Raw genomic sequence first — 23996 nt, 5'->3', positions numbered from 1 at the left:
CCCTTAGTCGATTGTCAACATGACCTCGACTGTTGCGTCTGTCGTTCCGTCAAGCCGTCTATAGAGGGCGAGCGGAATTCCTTCTTCATTATAGACAGTAAACAGTTCAAATTCGAGCGAGACGTCGTTTAAGCGCCCACCGTTGCGAATATACCGTTCCCGGTTGGCCGGAATGTTGATGGAAGGCCAACGTTTGATCACGTCCTCGAGCGGGATGAGGCGTTCAGCGCGTGCCTCGACCGTCTCTAACGTCGCGAGCTCCGCGAGCGTCACGGCGTCCCTTTCATCGAACGTGCCTGACCGTGTGCGACGTAGGTCGCTCATATGGGCCGGGTAACCGAGACCTTCTCCGATTTGGACGGCAAGTGTCCGAATAAACGTGCCTTTTCCGCACTCGACATCGATGCGAAACCGACAGACGCCGTCCTCGAAGACAGGTTCGTTCGTCCGTTCTAACCGATGAATCTTGACGATGCGGCGCGGCCGCTCGACCGTCTGTCCTTTGCGGGCGTATTCGTATAGCTTCTTCCCGTTCACTTTGACGGCCGAAAAATAAGGAGGCACCTGCTCGATGCTTCCGATCAACGTGCCGAGAACGCGGTCGACGTCTTCACCCGTGAACGCATCCGGCGCGACATCTGTTTGCGCGACGACTTCGCCGTGTGCGTCTTCCGTCATCGTCGCCGTCCCGATCGTGACTTCGGCGACGTAGCGCTTGCCCTCATCGGTCAAAAAACGGGACAGTTTCGTCGCACGGCCGAAACAGATCGGCAACACGCCGGTCACTTCCGGGTCGAGCGTGCCGGTATGGCCAACTTTTTTCGTTTGAAACAGTTTACGCAGCTTGAAGACGCAATCGTGGCTCGTCATCCCGCTGTCTTTGTCTAGTATTAAAATCCCTGTCGGTTCCACGTTCATTCCTCCATATCAAAAAAGGGGAGACACAAGTCCCCCCTTCAATTTATTAGTCTTTATTCAAATCACGGATCAACGAATCGATATGGCTACCATATGCGACCGAAGAATCGTATTCGAACGACAATTCCGGCGTCTTACGGAGACGGATCCGGCTACCGATTTCACGGCGAATGAAGGCGCTCGCCTTATCAAGACCTGCCTGCGTCTCAGCCTTCACCTCGGCGACGTCTCCGAGCACCGTGTAATAGGCCGTCGCTTGTTGCAAATCTCCCGTCACGTCTACGCTCGTGATGGTCGCGTTCTTTGTACGTGGGTCGTTGACTTCGCGTAAAAGGATATCTGTGATCTCTTTACGCATCTGTTCAGCAACACGTTGGGCACGAATGTTCATACGTGTTCCCTCCTCACTTTATTTACGTTCGACTTCTTTCATGACGAACGCTTCGATGACGTCCTCCACTTTGATGTCGTCGAACTTCTCTACTTTGATCCCACACTCGTAGCCTGTCGCAACTTCTTTGACATCGTCTTTGAAGCGGCGGAGCGTATCGAGTTTACCTTCGTACACGACGATCCCGTTACGGATGACGCGTACGCCGGCATCACGTGAGATTTTACCTTCAGTGACGTAACAGCCGGCAATCGCACCGACTTTTGAAACTTTGAAGACGTCACGGACTTCGACTTGTCCGATCACTTCTTCAACGAACTCAGGGTCAAGCATCCCTTTCATCGCGCTTTCGATTTCATCGATTGCGTTATAGATGATCCGGTGCAAACGCATTTCAACATGTTCTTGTTCGGCCATTGATCGGGCGTTACCGTCTGGACGGACGTTGAATCCGATGATGATCGCGTTCGCTGCTGAAGCGAGGATGACGTCACCTTCTGTGATCGCACCGACACCTTGGTGCACGATGTTGATCTTGACGCCTGCGACGTCGATTTTGCGGAGTGATCCGGCGAGCGCTTCAGCCGATCCTTGAACGTCTGCTTTGATGATGACGTTCAAGTCTTTGACTTCGCCTTCTTGAATCCGGCTGAACAAGTCTTCAAGACTGACTTTAGCCGATTCACGGCGCTGCGACTCGAGGTAACGTTGGTAACGTTTCTCTCCGATTGCACGTGCTTTTTTCTCGTCTTCGAAGACGATGAACTGGTCACCAGCTTGTGGGACATCGTTCAATCCTGTAATTTCGATTGGCGTCGATGGGCCAACTTCTTTCACACGACGACCGATATCGTTGACCATGGCCCGGACACGTCCGAACGTGCTGCCGACGACGATCGAGTCACCGATACGAAGTGTCCCGTGTTGAACGAGAAGCGTGGCGACCGGACCGCGACCTTTATCGAGCTTCGCTTCGATGACCGAACCGCGAGCTGGCATTTCAGGCGTCGACTTGTACTCTTCGACTTCTGAAACGAGCAAGATCATCTCGAGCAACTCATCGATTCCCTCATCTTTCAAAGCAGAGATCGGCACGAAAATTGTTTCGCCGCCCCACTCTTCCGGTACGAGTCCGAATTCAGTCAACTCTTGTTTGACGCGGTCAGGGTTAGCCCCTTCTTTGTCCATTTTGTTGACGGCAACGATGATTGGGACGTTTGCCGCCTTCGCGTGAGAAATCGCTTCTTCTGTCTGTGGCATGACACCATCATCTGCTGCGACAACGATAATCGCGATATCCGTCACTTCAGCTCCACGGGCACGCATCGTCGTAAAGGCGGCGTGACCTGGTGTGTCGAGGAATGTGATCTTTTTACCGTTGATATCAACTTGGTACGCACCGATATGCTGCGTGATCCCACCCGCTTCGCCAGCGACGACTTTCGTGTTCCGAATCGAGTCGAGCAACGTCGTTTTACCGTGGTCGACGTGACCCATGATTGTGACGACGGCAGGACGCTCAATGAGGTCGTACTCAGAGAAGTCGATTTCTACTTCTTCGAAGTCCGTCTCATCGATGATGACTTCTTTTTCGACTTCGAAACCGAATTCAGTTGCGAGCAATTCGATCGTCTCGTCATCGAGTGTTTGGTTGATCGTCGCCATGACGCCAAGACCCATCAATTTCATGATGATTTCGTTTGGCTTTTTATCCATCTTCGCCGCGAGATCCGATACGCTGAGGACATCCTCGTACTTGATGACGTTGCCCATTTCAGACTCTTGCGCTAAACGAGATGCTTTACGCTGGCTCGTTTTTGAATTTGGATCTGCTTCTAACGGGATTGCCGCTTTTGCAGGCTTCCCTTTAAATTTACCGCCGCGCTTTTTGTTGCGGTTATCGTTACGGTTGTTGCCGAAACGGTTGCCACCACGGTTGCCCGCTTGATTGCTCGGGGCGCTAGAAGTTTGTGGACGGGCTTTCGGTGCTTCTTTTTTCTCAGCTTCTTGTTTCGCAGCAGGCTTCGCTTCAGCCGGCTTCGACTCAGCAGGTTTTTCTTGCTTCTCAGCCGAACGATATTTCTCAGGGTTGAAGACACGGTCGAGTTGCTTGACCGACTCATCATCCAATACAGCCATGTGATTTTTCACTGACTTGTTCATCTTCTCGAGCTGAGTAATGACTTGTTTACTTGTTACATTCTGTTCTTTTGCAAATTCATAGACGCGTTTTCCCAAAGCATCCACCTCCGTTAATAGTTAAGAGAGAAGTTGCTTAAGCTTGTTCGCAAATCCGGATTCTGTCACAGACACGACGACTCGCATGTCTTTACCTAAAGCGGCTCCGATTGTATGTCGGTCGCTCACTTCAATTAATGGAACACCATACGATGTACATTTGTCGGTAATCCGTTTTCTCGTCGACGCTCCCGCGTCTCCGGCAAGAATGACGAGCTTGGCTCGGCCAGCCCGTACATCCTTCAAGACAAACTCTTCTCCCATCGTTACCTTCCTCGCACGTGAGGCGAGGCCTAACAATGATTCCCACTGACTCATGATTCGGCACCTGTGACAGCTTGTTCTAGCTGTTCATAAAGTGTCTCGCTCGTCTTTACTTTCAGATGATGATCAAGCGTTCGTTTTTTCTCTGCTAAACGAATCACATCGACATCTCTTGACAAATACGCGCCACGACCGTTCAGTTTGCCGGTCGTGTCAATGACGACGTCGCCTTCTGGCGTCCGTACGACACGAATCAAATCGTTCTTTGGTAACATCTCTTGAGTGATCACACATTTACGCAAAGGAAGTTTCTTTTGCTTCATGGTCATTCCTCTTCTTTTACCGCGGTTGGTTCGAGCGTCACATCAACCGAGTCAGTCTGTTCAACTTCATTGTGAACAATTTCTGGCGTTGATTCAACTTTTTCGGCATACGTATCGAACAAGTTCATGCTCTCTGCATCCGTCTCACTCTTAATATCAATTTTCCAACCTGTCAACTTGGCGGCGAGGCGCGCGTTTTGACCGCGCTTCCCGATCGCGAGCGACAATTGATAGTCCGGCACGACGACTGTCGTCGACTTGTTCGGTTCATTGACATATACGTCAACGACTTGAGCCGGGCTGAGTGCGTTTTTAACGAACTCTTTTGGATCGTTCGACCAACGGACGATGTCGATCTTCTCACCGTTCAATTCATCGACGATCGTCTGAACACGTTGCCCTTTTGGACCGACACATGCACCGACCGGATCGACGATATCTGAGTGGACCGCGATTTTCGAACGGTCTCCCGCTTCACGCGACACCGACATGACGTCGACCGTCCCGCTCGCGATTTCTGGAACTTCGAGTTCGAACAAACGACGAAGTAGGCCAGGATGTGTCCGCGACACTTGAATCGCCGCGCCAGAACCTTTCGTCGTCGAGTCAACTTTCGTCACGTATACTTTGATGCGTTCATGGATCTTATACGACTCGTTCGGCATCTGTTCGTTCGGCGTCAACACCGCCTCGATGTTGTTCTCTAAACCGATGTACAAGTTGCGCGGGTCAAACCGCTCGACGATCCCTGTCATGATCTCGTCTTCTTTATCGACGAAGTGGTTGTAGATGCGTTCGCGCTCGGCTTCACGCATCTTTTGCGTGACGACTTGTTTGGCCGTCATCGCTGCGACACGACCGAAGTCGCTCGGTGTCACTTCTTCTTTATGGAAGTCCCCTAACTCAAAGTTCGGGTCGATCTCGTGCGCTTCTTCAAGCGAAAGCTGTTGGTCCGGATGCGTCAGGCGTTCAACGACTTCGAGAAGCGCGAACACGCGAATATCACCTGTCACTTGGTCAAACTCAACTTTGACGTGCTCGTTCGGGTTGGCGACGTTTCGGCGATATGCCGAAATGAGCGCCTGTTCAAGCGCATCGATGATGATTTCTTTCTCGATTCCTTTTTCTTGTGCAATCTGTTCGATTGTTGTGAGTAATTGTGGCCCCATCTTTACCTCTCCTTAACTAAACGTGACCGCTAGGCGGGCTTGTGCAATTTTATCAACCGGTAGCGATATCGCTTTTTTTCTAGTCTTGATGCGCGTTTCGACAACTGCGGTCTCGCCGTCGTACTCCGTCAAAATGCCCTCGAACTCTTTGGCACCTTCAATCGGGGCAAACGTTTTAATGTAGACGTTTTTCCCGATCGCCCGCTCAAAGTCAGTCGGCTTTTTAAGTGGTCGTTCGGCACCGGGACTCGAGACGTCAAGATAATAGGCTTGTTCGATTGGATCGGTAGCGTTTAATTTCTCCGAGAGTTGCTCGTTGATGTTGACGCAATCATCTAAATCGACGCCCCCCGGTTTATCGATATAGACGCGCAAGAACCAGTCTGGCCCTTCTTTTACGAATTCAACATCGACCAATTCCATGTTCGCTTGCTCGACAATCGGCAACGCGATTGTTTCGACGACTTCTGTTATTTTGGACACTCTCATCCCTCCTTCTGGCTTTTACATACAAGAAAGGAGTAGGGTTCCCTACTCCTTTCCGTCGTAGTATCCAACATTGTTCGATACCAATATATCATATTTTCCCGCTTTTTCGCAACTTACACCCCAAAATCAAAGAACGAAAGTTGGTTCTCGTCAGGCAGGCCTTCGAGACATTTCATCGTATCGAGCGTCTCGATAATCGTCTTCGACAATTTCGCCCGTTTCCGGAGATCCTCTTTTGACAAGAACTGACCTTCGGCACGCGCCTCAACAATCGCTTTCGCCGCGTTCGTCCCGAGTCCATCAACAGCGTTGAACGGTGGAATGAGCGTGTTGCCTTCAATCAAGAACTCGGTCGCATTCGAACGGTAAAGATCGATGTTTTGGAATTTCATGCCGCGTTCGAGCATCTCAAGTGCGAGTTCGAGCACGGTGTGAAGCCCTTTATCTTTCGCCGTGGCGTCGAAGCCTTTCTCCCGGATATCAGACATCGCCTTGCGGACGGCCTGAGACCCTTTGATCATCGCCGACAAATCAAAATCACCGGCGCGGACCGTAAAGTATGTCGCGTAATACAGAATCGGATGGTGCACTTTGAAGTAAGCGATCCGGACGGCCATGAGCACGTACGCGGTCGCGTGTGCTTTCGGGAACATGTATTTGATCTTCTTACAAGAAGAGATGTACCATTCCGGGACGCTGTTCTCCCGCATCTCAGACTCCATATCGTCAGACAAACCTTTCCCTTTACGGACCGACTCCATGATTTTAAAGGCGAACGATGGCTCAAGTCCGGCGTAAATCAAGTAGACCATAATGTCGTCACGACACCCGATGACGTCTTTCAGTTCACACGTCCCGTTATAGATCAACTCGTTTGCATTCCCGATCCAAACGTCCGTCCCGTGAGACAGACCGGAAATTTGGACGAGCTCTGAGAACGTGGACGGTTTCGTCTCTTCAAGCATTTGGCGGACGAACTTTGTCCCAAACTCAGGAATACCGAGCGTCCCTGTTTTTGACTCGATTTGCTCCGGTGTGACACCGAGCACTTCCGGTGACGAAAAGATTTTCATGACGGTCGGATCATCCGTCGGGATTGTCAACGGGTCGATGCCTGATAAGTCTTGGAGCATCCGGATGACGGTCGGGTCATCGTGTCCGAGAATGTCGAGCTTGAGCAAGTTGTCGTGAATCGAATGGAAGTCGAAGTGTGTCGTCTTCCATTCAGACGTTCGGTCGTCGGCCGGATACTGGATCGGCGAGATTTCGGCGATGTCCATATAGTCCGGGACGACGATAATCCCGCCTGGATGCTGCCCGGTCGTCCGTTTGACACCGGTGACACCCGAGACGAGACGATCGACTTCGGCGTTCCGGTAAATCTTGTCGTTTTCGGTCGCATAGCCTTTCACATATCCGTACGCCGTCTTGTCGGCAATCGTCCCGATCGTCCCGGCACGATAGACGTACTCTTCTCCGAACAACACTTTCGTGTACGCGTGAGCGTGAGGCTGGTACTCACCTGAGAAGTTCAAATCGATATCTGGTACTTTGTCCCCTTTAAAGCCAAGGAACGTCTCGAACGGGATATCGTGTCCGTCTTTCGTATACCACGTCCCACACTCCGGACATTGCTTGTCCGGAAGATCGTACCCGGACCCAACCGATCCGTCATTAAAGAAGTGAGAGTGTTGACACTTCGGACAGACATAATGCGGTGGTAGTGGATTGACCTCGGTGATCTCGGTCATCGTCGCGACGAGACTCGACCCGACCGATCCCCGTGAACCGACGAGGTAACCGTCGTCGAGTGACTTCTTGACGAGTTTATGTGAGATCAAATAAATGACGGCGAAACCGTGGCCGATGATTGATTTCAGTTCCTTCTCGAGCCGGGCCTCGACAATCTCCGGAAGCTCGTCCCCGTAAATCGAGCGGGCCATGTCATAACTCATATTGCGGACCTCGTCATCCGCCCCTTCGATTTTCGGCGTATACAGTTCATCCGGGATAATTTGAATCGCTTCGATCTGATCGGCGATCGCGTTCGGATTCGTGATGACGATCTCCCGTGCGAGCTCGTCACCTAAAAATTTAAACTCTTCCATCATTTCTTTCGTCGTCCGGAAATGGGCATGAGGCAACTCTTTTCTCGTGTTAATGAAGTTGGCCCCACCTTGCGTCCGGATCAGGATTTCGCGATACGACCGATCCGTCCGGTCCAAGTAATGGACGTTCCCGGTCGCACAGACCGGAAGTCCGGCTTGACCTGCCACGCGAATGATCCGTTTGATGATATCACGAAGTTCAAGCTCGTTCGCGACGATCTCTTTATCGATCAGATGCATGTAAAGTGCCGGCGGATGAATCTCGATGAAGTCATAAAATGCCATCATCTTCTCGAGCTCTTCGTCCGACTTGTTCAAGGCGGCGTCAAAGATCTCGCCGTTGTCGCACGCCGAGCCGATGAGCAGCCCTTCTCGGCGCTTCTCGATCTCAGAACGCGGCATCCGAGCCATCCGGAACAAGTAGTCGATGTGCGACAACGAAATCAACTCATACAAGTGACGCAATCCTGGTTTTTTCGTCTTCGCGTAAACCGTCGCATGAAACGGACGGATCTTCGAGACGTCACTGCCGACTTTCGCGTTCAGTGACCGATGCGTCTGCATCTCGAACATCTGTTTAGCCAAATCGAGCAACTTCATGAGCAGGTACGCCGTCGCCTCGGCGTCATAGATGGCCCGGTGATGCTGCGTCAATTCGATATCAAACCGCTTGGCGAGCGTGTTGAGACGGTGGTTTTTGAGCGTCGGTAAAATCGTCCGGGCCAGTTCAAGCGTATCGATGACCGGATAATCGTCCGGCTCATGTCCTCCGCTTCGGAGCGTCGCCTCGAGAAAGCCCATATCGAATGAGGCGTTATGAGCGACGAGAATCCCGTCGCCGCACCAGTCGACGAACTGTTTCGCGATCACTTCCGGGTCGGGCTGCCCGTGGACCATGTCATCGGTGATCCCAGTCAGTTCGATCGTCGTCGCCGAGAGTTGATGTTTCGGGTCGGCGAACGCTTCGAACCGGTCGATGATCTCACCGTCTTTAATCTTGACGCCGGCGAGTTCGATGATTTTGTTGTAGACGGCCGACAGACCGGTCGTCTCGACGTCGAACACGACGTACGTCGCCTCGTCGAGCGCGACGTCGGTCGGATGATATGCGACAGGCACGCCGTCATTGACGACGTTCGCCTCGACACCGTACAAGATTTTAATGTCATTCTTTTTCCCGGCATAATATGCTTCCGGGAACGACTGCACACCGGCATGATCGGTGATGGCGATGGCGCGATGGCCCCACTTGGCGGCCCGGGCGACGAGCGCCGACACATTCGTGACCGCATCCATTTGGCTCATCTGCGTATGGGCGTGGAGTTCGACGCGTTTTTCTCCGGCCCATTCGTCACGCGTCGGTTCGACTTTCACTTCTTGGAGTTGCGACGCCATCATGCACAGTTCGCGCATGAAGCTATCGTCTTCGACCCGTCCGGCCGCTTGGATCCACATGCCTTTTTTGACGGCACTGAGCATACGGTCGTCATCATCGTCACGTGCGAACACTTTGACGATGAGCGAATCGGTATAATCGGTCATCTTGATCGTGAATAGCTTCTTCCCGCTCTTCAACTCTTTCCGTTCGGCTGAAAACACGAGTCCACGGATGGCGACACGGCGTTCTTCTTCGATGATCGTCTTGATCGGGACGATCTCGTCTTTGATCAAGGCGCCCATCCGCACTTCCGTGATCGGCTCATCGTTCGTCTCGGTCGCTTTGGCGAACTGGGCCGCGAGTGCGAGTTTCGCCTGTTCGATATCTTCTTGGACGACTTGTTCACGCAACGCCTGATTCGCTTCCGCGTCTTCTGAGAAACTCGCTTGGCACGGCTTTTTCGTAAAGCCGTAAGCACTGTAGAGCGCTTGAACTTCTTGGCACAGCTCTTTATCGACGTAGCTCGCCTCAGGTGCGGAGCGGACGGGAATGAGCAACTTGTTTTGCTCGAAGCGCGGTTTGACAGTTGCGAAATAGCTTCGCATCGCTCCCGACACTTGACTGAGCTCACTAACGATGCGCGGCCAGTAGTCGATATAATCCTGCTCGCTTCCACCCGTCTCTGTCGTAAAACGAGCGTACACTTCATCAGCAAACGTCGCATACCGATTCTCGACCCGACTCATGAACAATTGATAAACCTCATATGGTAACACTTGGCGGATCTTGAAATAAAACGTCCACGTCCGTCGTTGCTTATTGACGACAAGACGCGATAGTTCCGCTCCGTCGAACTGATCACTCTCTGTCGTGATTCCGAGATCCGTCAACAGTAATTGCATCTTTTGATTTGCTTCCACGGGTAAGTCGTCCCCCCTTTTATATGACAATGTCGAAAAATGAAGGTGACGGCAAGAAACCGTCACCTTCATCGATCAATGCGTCTCGTTAAGCTGCGCGACAATCACTTGCGGCAACTCTTCTACCGTCGTTTCAATCACTTCGCCCGTAGCACGGACTTTCACTTCGACGATGCCTTCGCCGGCTTTCTTACCGACGTTGATACGAATCGGCAAGCCGATCAAGTCAGCGTCGGCAAATTTAACGCCGGCCCGTTCTTTGCGGTCGTCGTACAATACATCATACTTCGATGACAGTTCATCGTAAAGTCGGTTCGAAAGTTCGAGTTGCGTCTCGTCTTTCGCGTTGATCGCGATCAAGTGCAGATCAAACGGTGCGACACTCTTCGGCCAAACGATACCGCGGTCGTCGTGATGCTGTTCGACGATCGCCGAAAGTGTCCGCGAGACACCGATGCCGTAACAACCCATGATGAGTGGTTCCGCCCGGCCTTCTTCGTTCAAGAACGTCGCGCCCATCGCTTCTGAGTAACGCGTGCCGAGCTTGAACACTTGACCGACCTCGATCCCACGTGCGAACCGGACTGGACCAGATTCGTCTGGTGCCAAGTCGCCTTCGACGACGAAGCGGAGGTCATGATACGTCAAGTGCGACAAGTCGCGTTCTGCATTGACGTGCATGAAGTGCGTGTTCGCAACGTTGGCGCCACATACCGCATCGACTAAATATTTAACGGCGTAATCCGCGACGACTTTGACCGGCGAGTTGATTGGTCCGAGCGTCCCTGGTTCACAGCCGAACAATTCAATGATCTTCGACTCGTCTTCCATTTGGATATCGAGTCCGCCAAGGGCGTTCTTCACTTTGACATCGTTCGCTTCGTGATCGCCGCGAACGATCGCCATGACCGTCTCGCCGTCGACGTTGAACAACACCGACTTGATCGTCGTGTTCGTCTCCACGTCCAAGAAACGCGCCACGTCTTCGATTGTTTTATGATCTTTCGTATCGACTTGCTCGAGCTCGAGCGCAACACCAGCTTGCATGTCGTAACGGTCAAGCGTTTCCGCCATCTCGATGTTCGCCGCGTATGACGACGAATCCGTATAGACGATCGTATCCTCACCGATTTCGGCGAGCGCCTGGAATTCGTGCGTGTCTTTCCCACCAATCGCACCTGAATCAGCCACGACCGGACGATACTTCAAACCGGCGCGGTCAAAGATACGCGAATATGCGTTATACATGTTGTCGTACTCTTCGTCTAAATCAGCCTGTGTGGCGTGGAACGAGTAGGCATCTTTCATCAAAAACTCACGTCCGCGTAATAATCCGAACCGCGGGCGACGCTCATCGCGATACTTCGTCTGAATCTGGTACAAGTTGACCGGTAACTTCTTATACGAGTTCAACTCGTCACGGACAATCGACGTGATCAACTCTTCGTGGGTCGCTCCAAGTGCGAAACGGCGGTCATGACGGTCCGTCAAGCGCATCAGTTCAGGTCCGTAGATGTCCCAACGTCCCGTCTCTTCCCATAGCTCTGCTGGTTGGATCGCCGGCATGAGCAGTTCTTGCGCCCCGGCCCGGTTCATCTCTTCACGAATGATCGTTTGAATATTTTGTAACACACGATGACCGAGTGGTAAGTAAGAGTAGATCCCCGATGCATTTTGTCGAATAAATCCACCGCGCACGAGAAGTTGATGGCTGACAGCTTCAGCGTCGGCAGGAACCTCTCTTAAAGTAGGCATAAGCAATCTCGATTGTTTCATAAATATCAACGTTTCCCTTCTCTAACACAGTCTATTTGAAAAATGATTGGATATCGTTCCAAGTGACGATGAGCATGAGCAGCATAAGCAGGGCAAATCCGATAAAGTGGACAAACCCTTCTTTTTTTGGATCGATCGGTCGACCACGCACAGCTTCGAACAACAAGAAGATGAGTCGTCCCCCGTCAAGCGCCGGAAGTGGCAACAAGTTGAAAATCGCCAAGTTGACGGATAAAAGTGCCGTCCAGTTGAGCAACATGATGAAACCACTCGCTGCCACTTCGTCGGTCATGCGGACAATCCCGACTGGACCTGCGAGTTGATCGACTCCGACTTGGCCGGTCACTAAATCACCGACCGCAGAGAAAATCAATGTCGACATCGTCCACGTCGTCTCAGCTCCTGTGGTGAACGCTTTTGTCGGTGATCGCTCGAGCGCATTTGTCACGCCAAGGATACCAACCGTCTCGCCATTTTGTTCGACTGCTTGAGGTGTGAGCGTTACCGTTTGTTCCTCACCCGCACGAATATAGGTCACCTCGGTCGGTGTATCGGCACGATCGGCCAAAACCGTTCGAAGATCGAGCCAGTTATCAATCGTCTCACCCTCGATCGAGACGATTTCGTCTCCGGTGACGAGCCCGGCTTGATCAGCCGCCGAATCCGGTTGTACCGTCCCGATTTGACCGTCGTCTCGTCGGTGTGCCTTGCACGAGACCGACAATGACGAGCAAGACGAAAGCAAGGACGAAGTTCATGGCCGGGCCGGCTGCGATCGCGAGCACTCGCTTCCAAACTGATTGCGCTCCGAATGTGCGGTCGTACGGTGCGATTTGAATCTCCATACCTTGATCGACGAGGAGTGTGTCGCGCTCGAGTGTGTACACCCGCACTTCTTCATCGACAAGCAATTGAATCTTCAATTCACGGATCGAATCGAACTTGTCGACCGTGCCGACGACGTGTACATCCGTCGCTTGGTCCGGTTGGAAATAGACGCGGTCGACTGTGCCCGCGCTCGTTAACCGGAGCCCGACTTGTTGACCGGCCTTCACTTCGATCGGCTCGAAATCCTCACCCGCCATCTTGACGTAACCACCGATCGGCAATAAGCGAATCGTATAGAGCGTCTCATTCTTTCTGAATGAAAAGATTTTCGGTCCAAACCCGATTGCAAATTCATGACAGAGAATCCCTGCCCGTTTCGCCATGACGAGGTGTCCCCATTCATGAACTGAAATGAGCACCCCAAACATCAAAACGATGGCGATAAAAGTTTGCATGATCTATTTCCCACCTTCACTTTCGTTGCTGAATTTGTTCACGAACCGATTGATCGACTTGAAGGATCTGCTCAAGCGTCGGTTCTACAATGACTGTATGTGCATCCATCGCTTGCGCGACGATCGATTCAATCTCGACGAACGAAATTTTTCCGTTCAAGAACAAATCGACAGCCGTTTCGTTAGCCGCATTCAACACGGTCGGCATTGAACCACCTTGACGACCTGCTTCATACGCTAGTCGAAGAGCCGGATAGCGATCTAAATCGGCTTCCGCAAAATGGAGCGTTCCGATTTCTCTCAAGTTTAACCGCTTGTTCCCTTCGATTTCAAGCCGTTTCGGGGTAGAGAGCGCATAGAGGATCGGTCCCCGCATATCGGGGTTTCCGAGTTGCGCCATGACTGCTGCGTCTTTAAACTCGACCATCGAGTGAATGATCGACTCCCGATGGAGCACCACTTCAATATCATTATAATCGATATCGAACAACCAGTGCGCTTCGATGACTTCGAGCCCTTTGTTGAACATCGTCGCCGAATCGATTGTGATTTTTGCACCCATCGACCAGTTCGGATGATTGAGCGCTTCTTCGACGGTCACGCTCGCTAATTCAGCGCGTGTCTGATCACGGAAACTTCCGCCAGAGGCCGTCAAAATGATTTTTGAAACGTCCTCACGACGTTCTCCGTTCAGGCATTGGTAGATGGCCGAGTGTTCACTGTCGACCGGAAGCAAACTGACGCCGTGCTCTTTGACGGCGGCCATGACGAGATGTCCGGCTGTGACGAGCGTTTCTTTGTTCGCCAAGGCGATATCTTTACCGGCTTTAATGGCGGCAAGCGTCGGCTCTAAGCCGACTGCCCCGACGACGGCCGTGACGACCACATCGGCCCGCTCAGCGGTCGCACATTCGATCAACCCTTCGAGTCCGATAAAAAAGAGTGGTTCGTATGTAAGGCGTGGCTTGAGCTGTTCGAGTACCTCGATCGTTTTGGCTGATACGTATTTCGGGCGAAGGCGGTTGATCCATTCCTCGGCCACCTCGACGTTCGTTCCGAACGCGTACGCCTCAAGTTCAAACAAGTCGGGGTGCTGCTCGATCACGTCGCACGTCTGTACGCCGATCGAACCAGTCGCCCCGATTAAGCTGATTCGCTTCATCTTGACACTCCTTTTATAACAAATTGAAAATCCAAATGACGGTGAATACCGCGATCATACTATCAAACCGATCTAAAATACCACCATGTCCCGGCAATAGATGGCCAGAATCTTTTACGCCTAACTGACGTTTGTACGCTGATTGTACCAAATCACCGAGCTGGCCGACGACAGAAACGACAACCGCTAAGACGAGCACTTCGACGAGCGGCAGGACCGGTTCGATCAAGACATAGACGATACCGACGACTGCAGCTGAAACAATACCGCCGACAGCTCCTTCAATCGTCTTGTTCGGACTGATCGAGGGCCACAGTTTCGTCTTGCCGATGGCTTTACCCGTGAAATACGCACCCGAGTCAGTCGCCCAAATGATAAATAAGACGAGCAATACTTTCGCCAGCCCGTCTTCAGACAGACGGACGAGGGCAAAGCTTGAAAACCCGATGACGAGATAAACAGCCGATACGAAATAAAAACTCGCATCTTCATATGTGAAACGGTTTTTCGTGACGACCGTCCAAAAGAGAAGCAACATTAATCCGAGCACCATCCATTGACTCGTCGAGATCGGAAGTTCACCCGTCAACCACTGCCGTTCTAAAAGCATCATGACGAACGGGAACGCTACGAGCAACGATGTAACTAAAAACGGAAACGCTGTCAGCTTATGCTTACGCATCATCGTAAACTCGCTCAAGCCGATCAAAGCGAGCACGCCCATCAAGATGACGAACGGGCTGCCGCCAAGGGCGATCAAACTGACAAAAATAGCGCCGGCCCAAAGTCCGGTAATAATTCGTGTTTTCATCTCACACCCCACCAAACCGGCGTGTACGTGTATTGTACGCTTCGATTGCTTCGACGAAGTGCTCACGTTTGAACTCGGGCCACAATACGTCTGTGAAGTGGAGTTCGGCATACGCCCCTTGCCAGAGCAGGAAGTTCGATAACCGTTGTTCACCGCTCGTCCGAATGATCAAATCGACATCTTGCATATTCGTCATGAGCCGCTCTCCGATCATCGACTCGTCAATTTCATCTGGATTGATGTGTCCGGCCGATACGTCGCGCGCAATGTCACGCATCGCTTGGATGAGTTCGTCACGGCCGCCATAGTTCAACGCGAAGACGAGGTCTAGCCCTGTGTTCGTCGCGGTGCGCGTCCGCGCTTCATCGACTGCCTCGCGCGTTCCACGTGGTAGTTTCGACACGTCACCGGCGACGAGCACTCTGACGTTTTGTTCGTCGAGTTCTTTTAAGTCGGTCTCTAAAAATTGCTTCGGCAACTTCATCAAAAAATTGACTTCTTCTTCTGGACGCGTCCAGTTTTCAGTCGAGAACGCGTAAAGCGTCAGCGACTTGATCCCGAGTTCTTGAGCCGTCCGGACTGATTCACGAACCGATTTCATTCCTTCCCGGTGACCCATGATGCGCGGGAGCCCACGTTTCTTCGCCCAACGGCCGTTTCCGTCCATGATGATGGCGACGTGTTCGGGGATGCTCAATTCCGCCTCAGTCTTCGTTTTAGGATTCACCCATTTAAACATAGTCTATCCTCCTGATTGTATGAAAGAGGGACCCTTTCAGTAAAAGGGTCCCCACACAGCTTTTTGGTATACCACTTCCGTGATTATACTTCCATGATCTCTTTTTCTTTGACCGCTGCAGACTCATCAATCTTTTTGATGTAAGAATCCGTTAACGTTTGAACGTCGTCCGCGTAACCACGGAGGTCGTCTTCTGTCAAATCTCCATCTTTTTCAAGCTTCTTCAAGTTCTCGTTCGCGTCACGACGAACGTTACGAACCGCAACTTTCGCTTCTTCCGCATACTTCTTCGTGATTTTAACGAGTTCTTTCCGGCGCTCTTCCGTCAAGGCAGGGATCGCTAAACGGATGACCGTCCCGTCAGAAGACGGCGACAGACCGAGATCCGCTCTTTGAATCGCTTTTTCAACTTCTGTCACGAGCGACTTGTCCCATGGTTGGATTAACAAAAGACGAGCTTCCGGCGTGTTGATGTTCGCTACTTGGTTAAGCGGCGTTGGCACACCGTAGTAGTCGACTTGGACCGGGTCCAAAATCGATGCACTGGCGCGTCCCGTGCGGAGCGTCCCAAAATCACGTTTTAGTGATGTATGGGCTTTAACCATCTTCTCTTCAGCCGTTTTCATAACTTCGTTTGCACTCATGAATTGATTCCTCCCACTACCGTCCCGATATGTTCACCGAGAACGACACGTTTGATATTTCCTTCTTCAAGCAATGAGAATACAATCAGCGGAATATGGTTGTCCATGCATAGTGACGTCGCTGTCGAGTCCATGACTTGGAGACCGTCTTTTAAGACGTCCAAGTATGTGAGTGACTCGTATTTGACCGCATCCGGGACAAGTTTCGGGTCTGCCGAGTAGACGCCGTCGACGTTGTTTTTCCCCATTAAGATGACGTCAGCTTCAATCTCGGCTGCCCGGAGCGCTGCTGTCGTATCTGTCGAGAAGTACGGGTTACCCGTCCCTGCTGCAAAGATGACGACCCGGCCTTTTTCAAGGTGGCGCATGGCCCGGCGGCGGATATACGGCTCAGCAACTTGACGCATTTCGATTGATGTTTGGACGCGGGTTTGGACACCGTGTGTTTCGAGGCTGTCTTGAAGTGCAAGCGAGTTAAGTACAGTTGCGAGCATGCCCATGTAATCGGCATTGGCACGGTCCATACCGAGTTCGCTTCCCGTCTTTCCGCGCCAGATATTCCCGGCACCTACGACGACCGCTACTTCGACGCCCATGGCGACTAACTCTTTAATCTGTCCAGAAATCGAGTTGACGATTGCCGGATCGATTCCGTATCCTTGATCTCCTGCGAGCGCTTCTCCACTCAATTTTAACACAATTCTCTTATATTTCGGTTCCATACTTTGCCTCCTCATGCTTGAAAAAAGGGAACACGCTCCCTTAACGAACTAACTCAAGGTTATACAGACGTGTTCCCAATTTTAATTGCATCATCATACATGACGCAGATTATTTTTTAAGTTGGTTCATTACTTCTTCAGCAAAGTTTTCTTCGCGTTTTTCCATACCTTCTCCAACTTCGAAACGTACGAACGAGTTGATACGGCCGCCTTTAGACTCTACGTATTTTCCAACTTTGAAGTCAGCGTCTTTGACGAACGTTTGGTCGACGAGGCAGATTTCTTCGAAGTACTTGTTCATGCGTCCCGCGATCATCTTCTCGACGATGTTAGCAGGTTTGCCTTCGTTGATTGCTTGTTCAGTCAAGACTTTCTTCTCGCGCTCTGCTTCTTCAGCCGAGACTTGGTCACGTGTCGCATAAAGTGGGTTAGCTGCTGCTACGTGCATAGCTACATCTTTCGCTACTGACTCATCTGTCGTGCCGTCGATGACGACGACCGAACCGATGCGTCCGCCCATGTGAAGGTAAGTGCCGAATACAGCGTCGTCCGCTTTTTCAAGAACAGCGATGCGGCGGAGCGAGATTTTCTCTCCGATTGTCGATGCTTCTTCTTGAATGTGAATCTCAAGCGTTTTACCAGCCACGAATTCAGCAGCAAGTGCTGCTTCAACTGTTGTCGCTCCTGAAGCGAGAACCGCTTTCGCCACGTCGCTGACGAGTGTTTGGAACTTCTCGTTTTTCGCAACGAAGTCCGTCTCTGAGTTGACTTCGACGAGAGCAGCTTTGTTGCCTTCAACCGCTACTGCTGTCAAGCCTTCAGCTGCGATACGATCGCCTTTAGCTGCTGCTTTAGCAATCCCTTTTTCACGAAGGAAGTCGATTGCCGCTTGCATGTCACCGTCTGTTTCAGTGAGTGCTTTCTTGCAATCGAGCATACCTGCTCCTGTTTTTTCACGAAGTTCTTTTACCATTGCTGCTGTAACTGCCATCGGAAATTCCTCCTTGTAAAACTTACATTTTTTTAAAATAAAAGCACTAGGCTTCGAATAGACTATGTCCTAAAAAAAGGTGATAAAAGGCTTTCCCTTTATCACCTGTTGTCTAACTGATTACTCAGCTTCTGTAGCTTCAGCTTCTGGAGCTACAGCTTCTTCAGCAACTTCTTCTTCGCCTTGCTTCGCTTCGATGATCGCATCAGCCATCTTAGAAGTGAGCAATTTAACCGCACGAATTGCATCGTCGTTCGCTGGGATAACGTAGTCGATTTCATCTGGGTCACAGTTTGTATCGACAATCGCAACGATTGGGATGTTTAATTTGTGAGCTTCTGCAATCGCGATCCGCTCTTTGCGTGGGTCAACGATGAAGAGAGCGTCAGGAACGCCTGGCATATCTTTGATTCCGCCGAGGAACTTCTCAAGACGTGTCATTTCTTTTTTCAAGATGATGACTTCTTTTTTAGGAAGTACTTCGAACGTGCCGTCAGCTTCCATTTTCTCAAGTTGCTTCAAGCGGTTAATACGCTTTTTGATTGTTGAGAAGTTTGTGAGTGTTCCACCCAACCAACGCTCATTGATGAAGTACATACCTGAACGGAGTGCTTCTTCTTTGATTGTATCTTGAGCTTGTTTTTTCGTACCTACGAAGAGGACGTTTCCGCCTTCTGCCGCGAGTTCACGAACGAAGTTGTAAGCTTCGTCTACTTTTTTAACCGTCTTTTGAAGGTCGATGATGTAGATTCCGTTACGCTCCGTGAAGATGTATTTCGCCATTTTTGGGTTCCAACGACGTGTCTGGTGACCGAAATGTACACCAGCTTCGAGCAATTGCTTCATTGAGATTACTGCCATGATAAGTTTCCTCCTTGTGGTTTAAAAAAGTCCTCCGCCTCGTTCATCGTTGTACTCCGACCTTTCGGCACCGAGGAATACCATCCCGAGACGTGTGTGATGTGTTTTAACACCGAAAATTAATATAGCACATGTCGCCGAATCCGGCAACTCTCACTTTTGTCGAAGTTTCGCATAAAGCGCCACTTCGCCCTCTCCTTTTCCGAGGAGACGTGCCGTGTCACGGACTGAATGACGGAGCAAAACCTCTTCGACGCTCGGGTTACCCGTGCCGTCTTCAGACGTTTCAGTTTCTGTCTCGACGATTTCAGCCGAGGTCGGTTTTGACGATTCAGGCGCGTCGTTTTTCACAACATCGCTCATCGATTCCATGAATGACAAGAGCAACGCCTCTGTCTCGCGTTTCTCGCTTTCGAGCCGATTGACGCGTTCGTTCAATGTTTGGATCTGCCGGAACCCGATCAATAGACCATAGGCAATCACGATCCCCGCGATCATCAACACAAAAGTCATCCCTTCACCTCCTCACGATGTCTTCTCTTCTAGATACGAGCGGCCTAGCGCCTGTTTGAGTGTCTTTAACGCCTTCGAATGAATCTGTGAGATGCGGGAAGTCGATAATTCTAACACTTCCCCAATCTCCGTCAATGTCAACTCGTCAAAATAAAATAGCGAGACGACAAGACGTTCTTTTTCAGACAGATGATCAATCTCGGTCGTCAGCACGTCGACTAACTCGCGTTGCAACAACGTGTCTTCCGGTTTTTCCGAATCGGGGTCAAAATACGTGACCGACATGACTTTCCCTTCTTCTTGGAGCGTCACCGCCTCGTCAATCGACAACATGTTCGCGAAATACCCTTCCGCCATCGCCTTTTCGATATCAGCGATCGGAAGCGCGCACGCGTCGGCCAATTCTTCTTTCGTCGGGGCACGGTGCAGCTTTTGCTCGAGTTGTTCGGCGACATGGTCTATCTTCTTCACGCGCTCTCGTACCGAGCGCGGCAGCCAATCGATTTTTCGAAGTCCGTCGATAATGGCACCCCGAATCCGAAAAGCTGCATACGTATCGAATTTATTATTATGTTCCGGATCATATTTCATGAGGGCATCGTACAATCCCATGTAACCCAAACTTTTCAATTCGTCGCGTTCGACGCTCTTTGGGAGCGTCACGATCATTCGTTGCACGTGATAATGGATCAGAAATTCATAATGTGATAATAATTCATTTGCCGTATCCATATCGCGGTCAGTATTCCAACGATCCCACAACTGGGTAAGCTGAGTCGTCATGTCGATCCCCCCTTATAGTTCTTTTGTTCCGATACTCACTGTCCGAATCGATAAGACGCATGTTGCGACGTCAAATTCAATCGTTCGTCCGTTATGCCCACCACAATCCTCGGCGATTAGCGGGATGTGGTGTGCTTTTAAAGCGACGCGGATTGCTTCGGCATTTCGTTCCCCGATGCGCATCGCCGCGTTCTCATATTTGAATTGAAACATTTGAGCCCCACCGGCCATCTTGGCTTGCAGACGTCCTGCCCCGACCCGTTTGAGTGACTCGACGAGAGCATCGATAGCTGTATCCGCATATTTCCCGACTTCGATCGTCTGGTGTTTCCTTGCGATCGCCGAATCTGGAAGCATGACGTGCGCCATCGCTGCCACTTGCATCCGGGCATCATACAAGATGACACCGACGCATGAACCGAGTCCCGCCGTGCGGAGCCGGTTCGGTGCTGTCGTCTGCTTCCACTCGGCAATCCCGATTTTAAGAACTTCAGCCATGGCCAAGCAACCTTCGTTGAATCCGATCTAGCGAGCCGTGCGTCGGTAAGAAGAGCACATGCCCGGCACTCACCTTCTCGTCAATCATGAACGTCGTGTCGATATAGAGCGCGGCATCTTCTTCCGGTTGAACGGACGTGACGACAAACTCGACGATTGATCCGGCCATATCAATCGCGGTCGCCGGCACTTGAATCATGATCGGCGTATTGAGCCAGTCGCCTAACGCTCGCGCGTAAGCCCCGCTCATAATATTACCGATCTCTTCCCACGCCGATTGACCGAGCTCGTTGTTCGATTGGAACGTGAACGGTGAACCGATCAGCGAAGCCACCATACTCTCCGCATCATCCACCGGGAACATGATCAAGATCATGCCACTGATCTCGCCTCCAAGCTCTAACAGGACAGAGGCCACATGGCGCTCGGGGCCGCCGACGCGGTCCGGTAAATACGTGATCGGTTCCATTTCGGCAGACGACACCGTGATGTTGACCGGCTTGGCGAGCAGTGTCGAGAGCGCGGTCGCCGCATGACCAGAACCGATATTCCCAAGTTCTTTTAACAAATCTTGTTCAAATTCACTCAGCATGTTGGTCCTCGAACAACGCGTTCGCATCGAGAAGCGAGAACAGCTTGTCCTCGCCTTTGGCGATCGCCGTCAAGTGTGCCGAGTGCATCTCGTGGCTCGAATCCGGAATCGGTTCGATCCGGACTTCATCGCTCTCGACGACTTCATTGGCACGATCGACGATAAAACCAGCATCGCCTTGATTCAAAGAAGCGATCAAAATCCGTGTCTCATCTGTCGGTGCGATTTCTTCATAACCGAGGCGAAGCCTGAGGTCGATGACCGGTGTGACCACACCACGGAGGTTGATGACACCCTTCACGTGTGTTGGTGCGTTCGGCACCCGGGTGACAGGTTGTAACCGTTCAATCGAACGGACTGATTGGACATCGATTCCGTACGTGTTCGATGCGAGTGAAAACACTACCCATTTTTGTTCCATCTTTCTTCCTCCTTAAAAGAGATCGTTGCTGTCTACGATGAGAGCGACCCGTCCATCTCCGAGAATCGTTGCCCCCGAAATAGCCGGAATGCCTTCGAGATACGTCCCGAGTGGCTTCATGACAATCTCTTGTTGACCAATCAAGTCGTTCACGACGACTCCGACGAGTTTATTACCTTTACGCACGACGACGACCGGGAACTGTGATTTTGTTTCCGAATCGATCCCGAAAATTTCTTTTAAATAAACGAGCGGGACGAGTTGTCCGCGGAAATCGAAGACACGTTCGCGATGGGCCGTCAGGATGTTGGCTTCATCGAGCAATGTCGTCTCGAGAATCGATGACAACGGGATGGCATACGTCTCATCACCCGCTTGGACGAGCATCGCCGAGATGATTGATAACGTGAGCGGTAGACTGACTTGGAACTTGGTTCCTTGTCCGACCACGGTCTCGAGGGTGACGACACCACCGAGCGATTCGATTTTATTTTTGACGACGTCGAGTCCGACGCCACGACCTGACAAGTCTGTGACAACATCTGCCGTTGAGAAGCCCGGTGCAAAGATGAGCATCGCGAGCTCGTTGTCTGTCATCGACGCCGCTTCTTCGGTCGTGATGACACCACGTTCGAGCGCTTTCGACCGGACTTTATCGACATTGATTCCCGCTCCATCATCTTCGATCTCGATGAAGACACGGTTACCGCCATGGTAAGCACGGAGGGCGAGTCGCCCTTGTTGCGGTTTGCCGGCTTGGACGCGTTTGTCAGGAAGCTCGATGCCATGATCGATCGCGTTGCGGATCAAGTGGACGAGCGGATCACCGATCTCATCGATTACGGTCCGGTCGAGTTCCGTGTCAGCTCCTGAGATATCGAGTTGAACTTTTTTATGAATGTCTTTTGCGACCGAGCGGACCATCCGTGGGAACCGGTTGAACACTTGCTCGATTGGCATCATCCGTAACGTCAACACGAGTGATTGCAGTTCGTTCGTGCCGCGTTTGATTTTCTCGACCGTCTCGTTTAGTTCGGGTTGTCCGACCTCGTCGGCAAGGCGTTCGAGTCGGCCGCGGTCGATGATGAATTCTTCAAACAAGTTCATGAGACGATCGATCCGTTCTAAATTGACACGAATCGTCTTCGCTTGAGCGACAGCTTGTTCTTTCGGTTCTTCTGCTTCTTGCGCTTTCGGTTTCATTTCTTGCACCGCTACCGCTTCTGCACTCACAGCAATTTCCGGCTCGCTCTCGCTCACGCTCGTAAATACCGAGACGTGGACTGTTTCAACTTCCGACACTTGCGAGACGGCGTGTTCGATGACTGCAGCCGTCTCTTGTGACAAGAACAAGACATCAAACGACAAGTCGAACTGTTCTTGCTCAATCGCTTCCGTCTCAGGGTGGGTCCGGACGACTTCACCGAGCTCTTGGAGCCGATCAAACACCATGTAAGCCCGGGCTGCTTTTAAGACGACGGCATCCGATAACTTAACATGAAGTTGGAACGCCTCAAAACCGGTCTGTTTCGCTTGTTCAATGACCGAATCCGCATACAAGTCGACAGTAAACACCGACGACTCTTCCGCCGTAGCGATTTTTTGTTCCTTACCTCCGATAAACGACTGGAATGCCGAAACCGTCGCTTTGACGTCGACGTTCGTACCGGTTCCACCCGTCTCGATGTCGGCAATCATCGCTTCAATCTGTTCCATCGCGATAAACATCGTATCAAGCAACAATTGGTTGCTCTCTTTTTTGCCTGACCGGACAAGGTCAAGGGCGCTCTCCATTTCGTGTGTCAAATTGGCCACGCTTTCGTAACCCATCGTCGCCGACATCCCTTTGAGCGTATGGGCCGAACGGAAAATCTCTTGAACCGCTTCAGCGCTAGCCGTTTGCTCAAATTTCATCAACTGTGTGTTGACCGATTGGATATGCTCTTGTGACTCATCCAAAAACAACCCTAAGTATTCGTTCACGTCCATCTATATTGCCTCC

24 protein-coding genes are annotated in these 23996 nt (G+C 51.4%); all 24 read right to left on the bottom strand.

Annotated elements, in window-relative coordinates:
- Positions 1-3: 3 nt before the first annotated feature.
- Positions 4-918, bottom strand: coding sequence for a tRNA pseudouridine(55) synthase TruB (gene truB / locus A6395_RS14880; RefSeq protein ID WP_173647406.1), 915 nt, complete (start codon positions 916-918; stop codon positions 4-6).
- 46 nt (positions 919-964) lie between these two features.
- Complete coding sequence (rbfA, locus tag A6395_RS14875; RefSeq protein WP_071399626.1) at positions 965-1309, bottom strand: 30S ribosome-binding factor RbfA; 345 nt, start codon at positions 1307-1309, stop codon at positions 965-967.
- Positions 1310-1327: 18 nt separating this feature from the next.
- Complete coding sequence (gene infB / locus A6395_RS14870) at positions 1328-3547, bottom strand: translation initiation factor IF-2 (RefSeq protein WP_071399625.1); 2220 nt, start codon at positions 3545-3547, stop codon at positions 1328-1330.
- A gap of 21 nt (positions 3548-3568) precedes the next feature.
- Complete coding sequence (locus A6395_RS14865) at positions 3569-3865, bottom strand: YlxQ family RNA-binding protein (RefSeq protein ID WP_070327464.1); 297 nt, start codon at positions 3863-3865, stop codon at positions 3569-3571.
- On the bottom strand, positions 3862-4140 hold the full coding sequence (rnpM, locus tag A6395_RS14860) for an RNase P modulator RnpM (protein WP_233589595.1): 279 nt from the start codon (positions 4138-4140) through the stop codon (positions 3862-3864). Before rnpM ends, A6395_RS14865 begins: the two co-directional genes overlap by 4 nt.
- A complete protein-coding gene (gene nusA, locus A6395_RS14855; RefSeq protein WP_070327466.1) occupies positions 4137-5303 on the bottom strand; it encodes a transcription termination factor NusA in 1167 nt (388 codons plus the stop codon). Before nusA ends, rnpM begins: the two co-directional genes overlap by 4 nt.
- A gap of 12 nt (positions 5304-5315) precedes the next feature.
- Positions 5316-5786 carry a ribosome maturation factor RimP gene (rimP, locus tag A6395_RS14850; RefSeq protein ID WP_070327467.1) on the bottom strand — a complete coding sequence of 157 codons (471 nt, stop codon included), beginning with the start codon at positions 5784-5786 and terminating at the stop codon, positions 5316-5318.
- A gap of 119 nt (positions 5787-5905) precedes the next feature.
- On the bottom strand, positions 5906-10198 hold the full coding sequence (locus A6395_RS14845; protein ID WP_071399624.1) for a PolC-type DNA polymerase III: 4293 nt from the start codon (positions 10196-10198) through the stop codon (positions 5906-5908).
- A 75-nt stretch (positions 10199-10273) separates the two neighbouring features.
- On the bottom strand, positions 10274-11974 hold the full coding sequence (locus tag A6395_RS14840; protein WP_071399623.1) for a proline--tRNA ligase: 1701 nt from the start codon (positions 11972-11974) through the stop codon (positions 10274-10276).
- Positions 11975-12005: 31 nt separating this feature from the next.
- Entirely contained in the window at positions 12006-12698 is a 693-nt protein-coding gene (gene rseP / locus A6395_RS16280; protein ID WP_353647118.1) for an RIP metalloprotease RseP, read from the bottom strand.
- Positions 12625-13257 (bottom strand): site-2 protease family protein, encoded by a 633-nt coding sequence (locus A6395_RS16275; protein ID WP_353647117.1) that lies wholly within the window; start codon positions 13255-13257, stop codon positions 12625-12627. The genes rseP and A6395_RS16275 overlap by 74 nt, the downstream gene beginning before the upstream one ends.
- A gap of 16 nt (positions 13258-13273) precedes the next feature.
- Positions 13274-14419, bottom strand: a complete 1146-nt coding sequence (gene dxr / locus A6395_RS14830) for a 1-deoxy-D-xylulose-5-phosphate reductoisomerase (protein WP_071399622.1) — start codon at positions 14417-14419, stop codon at positions 13274-13276.
- A 13-nt stretch (positions 14420-14432) separates the two neighbouring features.
- Positions 14433-15230 carry a phosphatidate cytidylyltransferase gene (locus A6395_RS14825; protein WP_071399621.1) on the bottom strand — a complete coding sequence of 266 codons (798 nt, stop codon included), beginning with the start codon at positions 15228-15230 and terminating at the stop codon, positions 14433-14435.
- A 1-nt stretch (position 15231) separates the two neighbouring features.
- Positions 15232-15969, bottom strand: coding sequence for an undecaprenyl pyrophosphate synthase (locus A6395_RS14820; RefSeq protein WP_071399620.1), 738 nt, complete (start codon positions 15967-15969; stop codon positions 15232-15234).
- 83 nt (positions 15970-16052) lie between these two features.
- Positions 16053-16613, bottom strand: coding sequence for a ribosome recycling factor (gene frr / locus A6395_RS14815; protein WP_035385902.1), 561 nt, complete (start codon positions 16611-16613; stop codon positions 16053-16055).
- Entirely contained in the window at positions 16610-17335 is a 726-nt protein-coding gene (gene pyrH / locus A6395_RS14810) for a UMP kinase (RefSeq protein WP_071399619.1), read from the bottom strand. The genes frr and pyrH overlap by 4 nt, the downstream gene beginning before the upstream one ends.
- 109 nt (positions 17336-17444) lie before the next feature.
- On the bottom strand, positions 17445-18326 hold the full coding sequence (tsf, locus tag A6395_RS14805) for a translation elongation factor Ts (RefSeq protein WP_071399618.1): 882 nt from the start codon (positions 18324-18326) through the stop codon (positions 17445-17447).
- A gap of 120 nt (positions 18327-18446) precedes the next feature.
- Positions 18447-19187, bottom strand: coding sequence for a 30S ribosomal protein S2 (gene rpsB / locus A6395_RS14800; protein ID WP_021067146.1), 741 nt, complete (start codon positions 19185-19187; stop codon positions 18447-18449).
- Between the two features lie 153 nt (positions 19188-19340).
- Positions 19341-19700, bottom strand: coding sequence for a hypothetical protein (locus A6395_RS14795; protein ID WP_071399617.1), 360 nt, complete (start codon positions 19698-19700; stop codon positions 19341-19343).
- Positions 19701-19712: 12 nt separating this feature from the next.
- The gene (locus tag A6395_RS14790) at positions 19713-20483 is read right to left on the bottom strand and encodes a FliA/WhiG family RNA polymerase sigma factor (RefSeq protein ID WP_035385905.1); all 771 of its coding nucleotides are present in this window, start codon (positions 20481-20483) and stop codon (positions 19713-19715) included.
- Positions 20484-20495: 12 nt separating this feature from the next.
- The gene (locus A6395_RS14785; protein WP_071399616.1) at positions 20496-20981 is read right to left on the bottom strand and encodes a chemotaxis protein CheD; all 486 of its coding nucleotides are present in this window, start codon (positions 20979-20981) and stop codon (positions 20496-20498) included.
- The gene (locus tag A6395_RS14780; RefSeq protein ID WP_070327478.1) at positions 20974-21573 is read right to left on the bottom strand and encodes a chemotaxis protein CheC; all 600 of its coding nucleotides are present in this window, start codon (positions 21571-21573) and stop codon (positions 20974-20976) included. The genes A6395_RS14785 and A6395_RS14780 overlap by 8 nt, the downstream gene beginning before the upstream one ends.
- On the bottom strand, positions 21563-21994 hold the full coding sequence (locus A6395_RS14775; protein WP_016508282.1) for a chemotaxis protein CheW: 432 nt from the start codon (positions 21992-21994) through the stop codon (positions 21563-21565). The genes A6395_RS14780 and A6395_RS14775 overlap by 11 nt, the downstream gene beginning before the upstream one ends.
- Before the next feature lie 12 nt (positions 21995-22006).
- Positions 22007-23983: a chemotaxis protein CheA gene (locus A6395_RS14770; RefSeq protein WP_071399615.1), complete on the bottom strand. Its 1977-nt coding sequence runs from the start codon at positions 23981-23983 to the stop codon at positions 22007-22009.
- Positions 23984-23996: the final 13 nt, after the last annotated feature.

The sequence above is a fragment of the Exiguobacterium sp. SH31 genome (genome assembly GCF_001816105.1).
GTDB classification, from domain to species: Bacteria; Bacillota; Bacilli; order Exiguobacteriales; family Exiguobacteriaceae; genus Exiguobacterium; species Exiguobacterium aurantiacum_A.
This window is presented reverse-complemented; position numbering and strand designations above follow the sequence as displayed.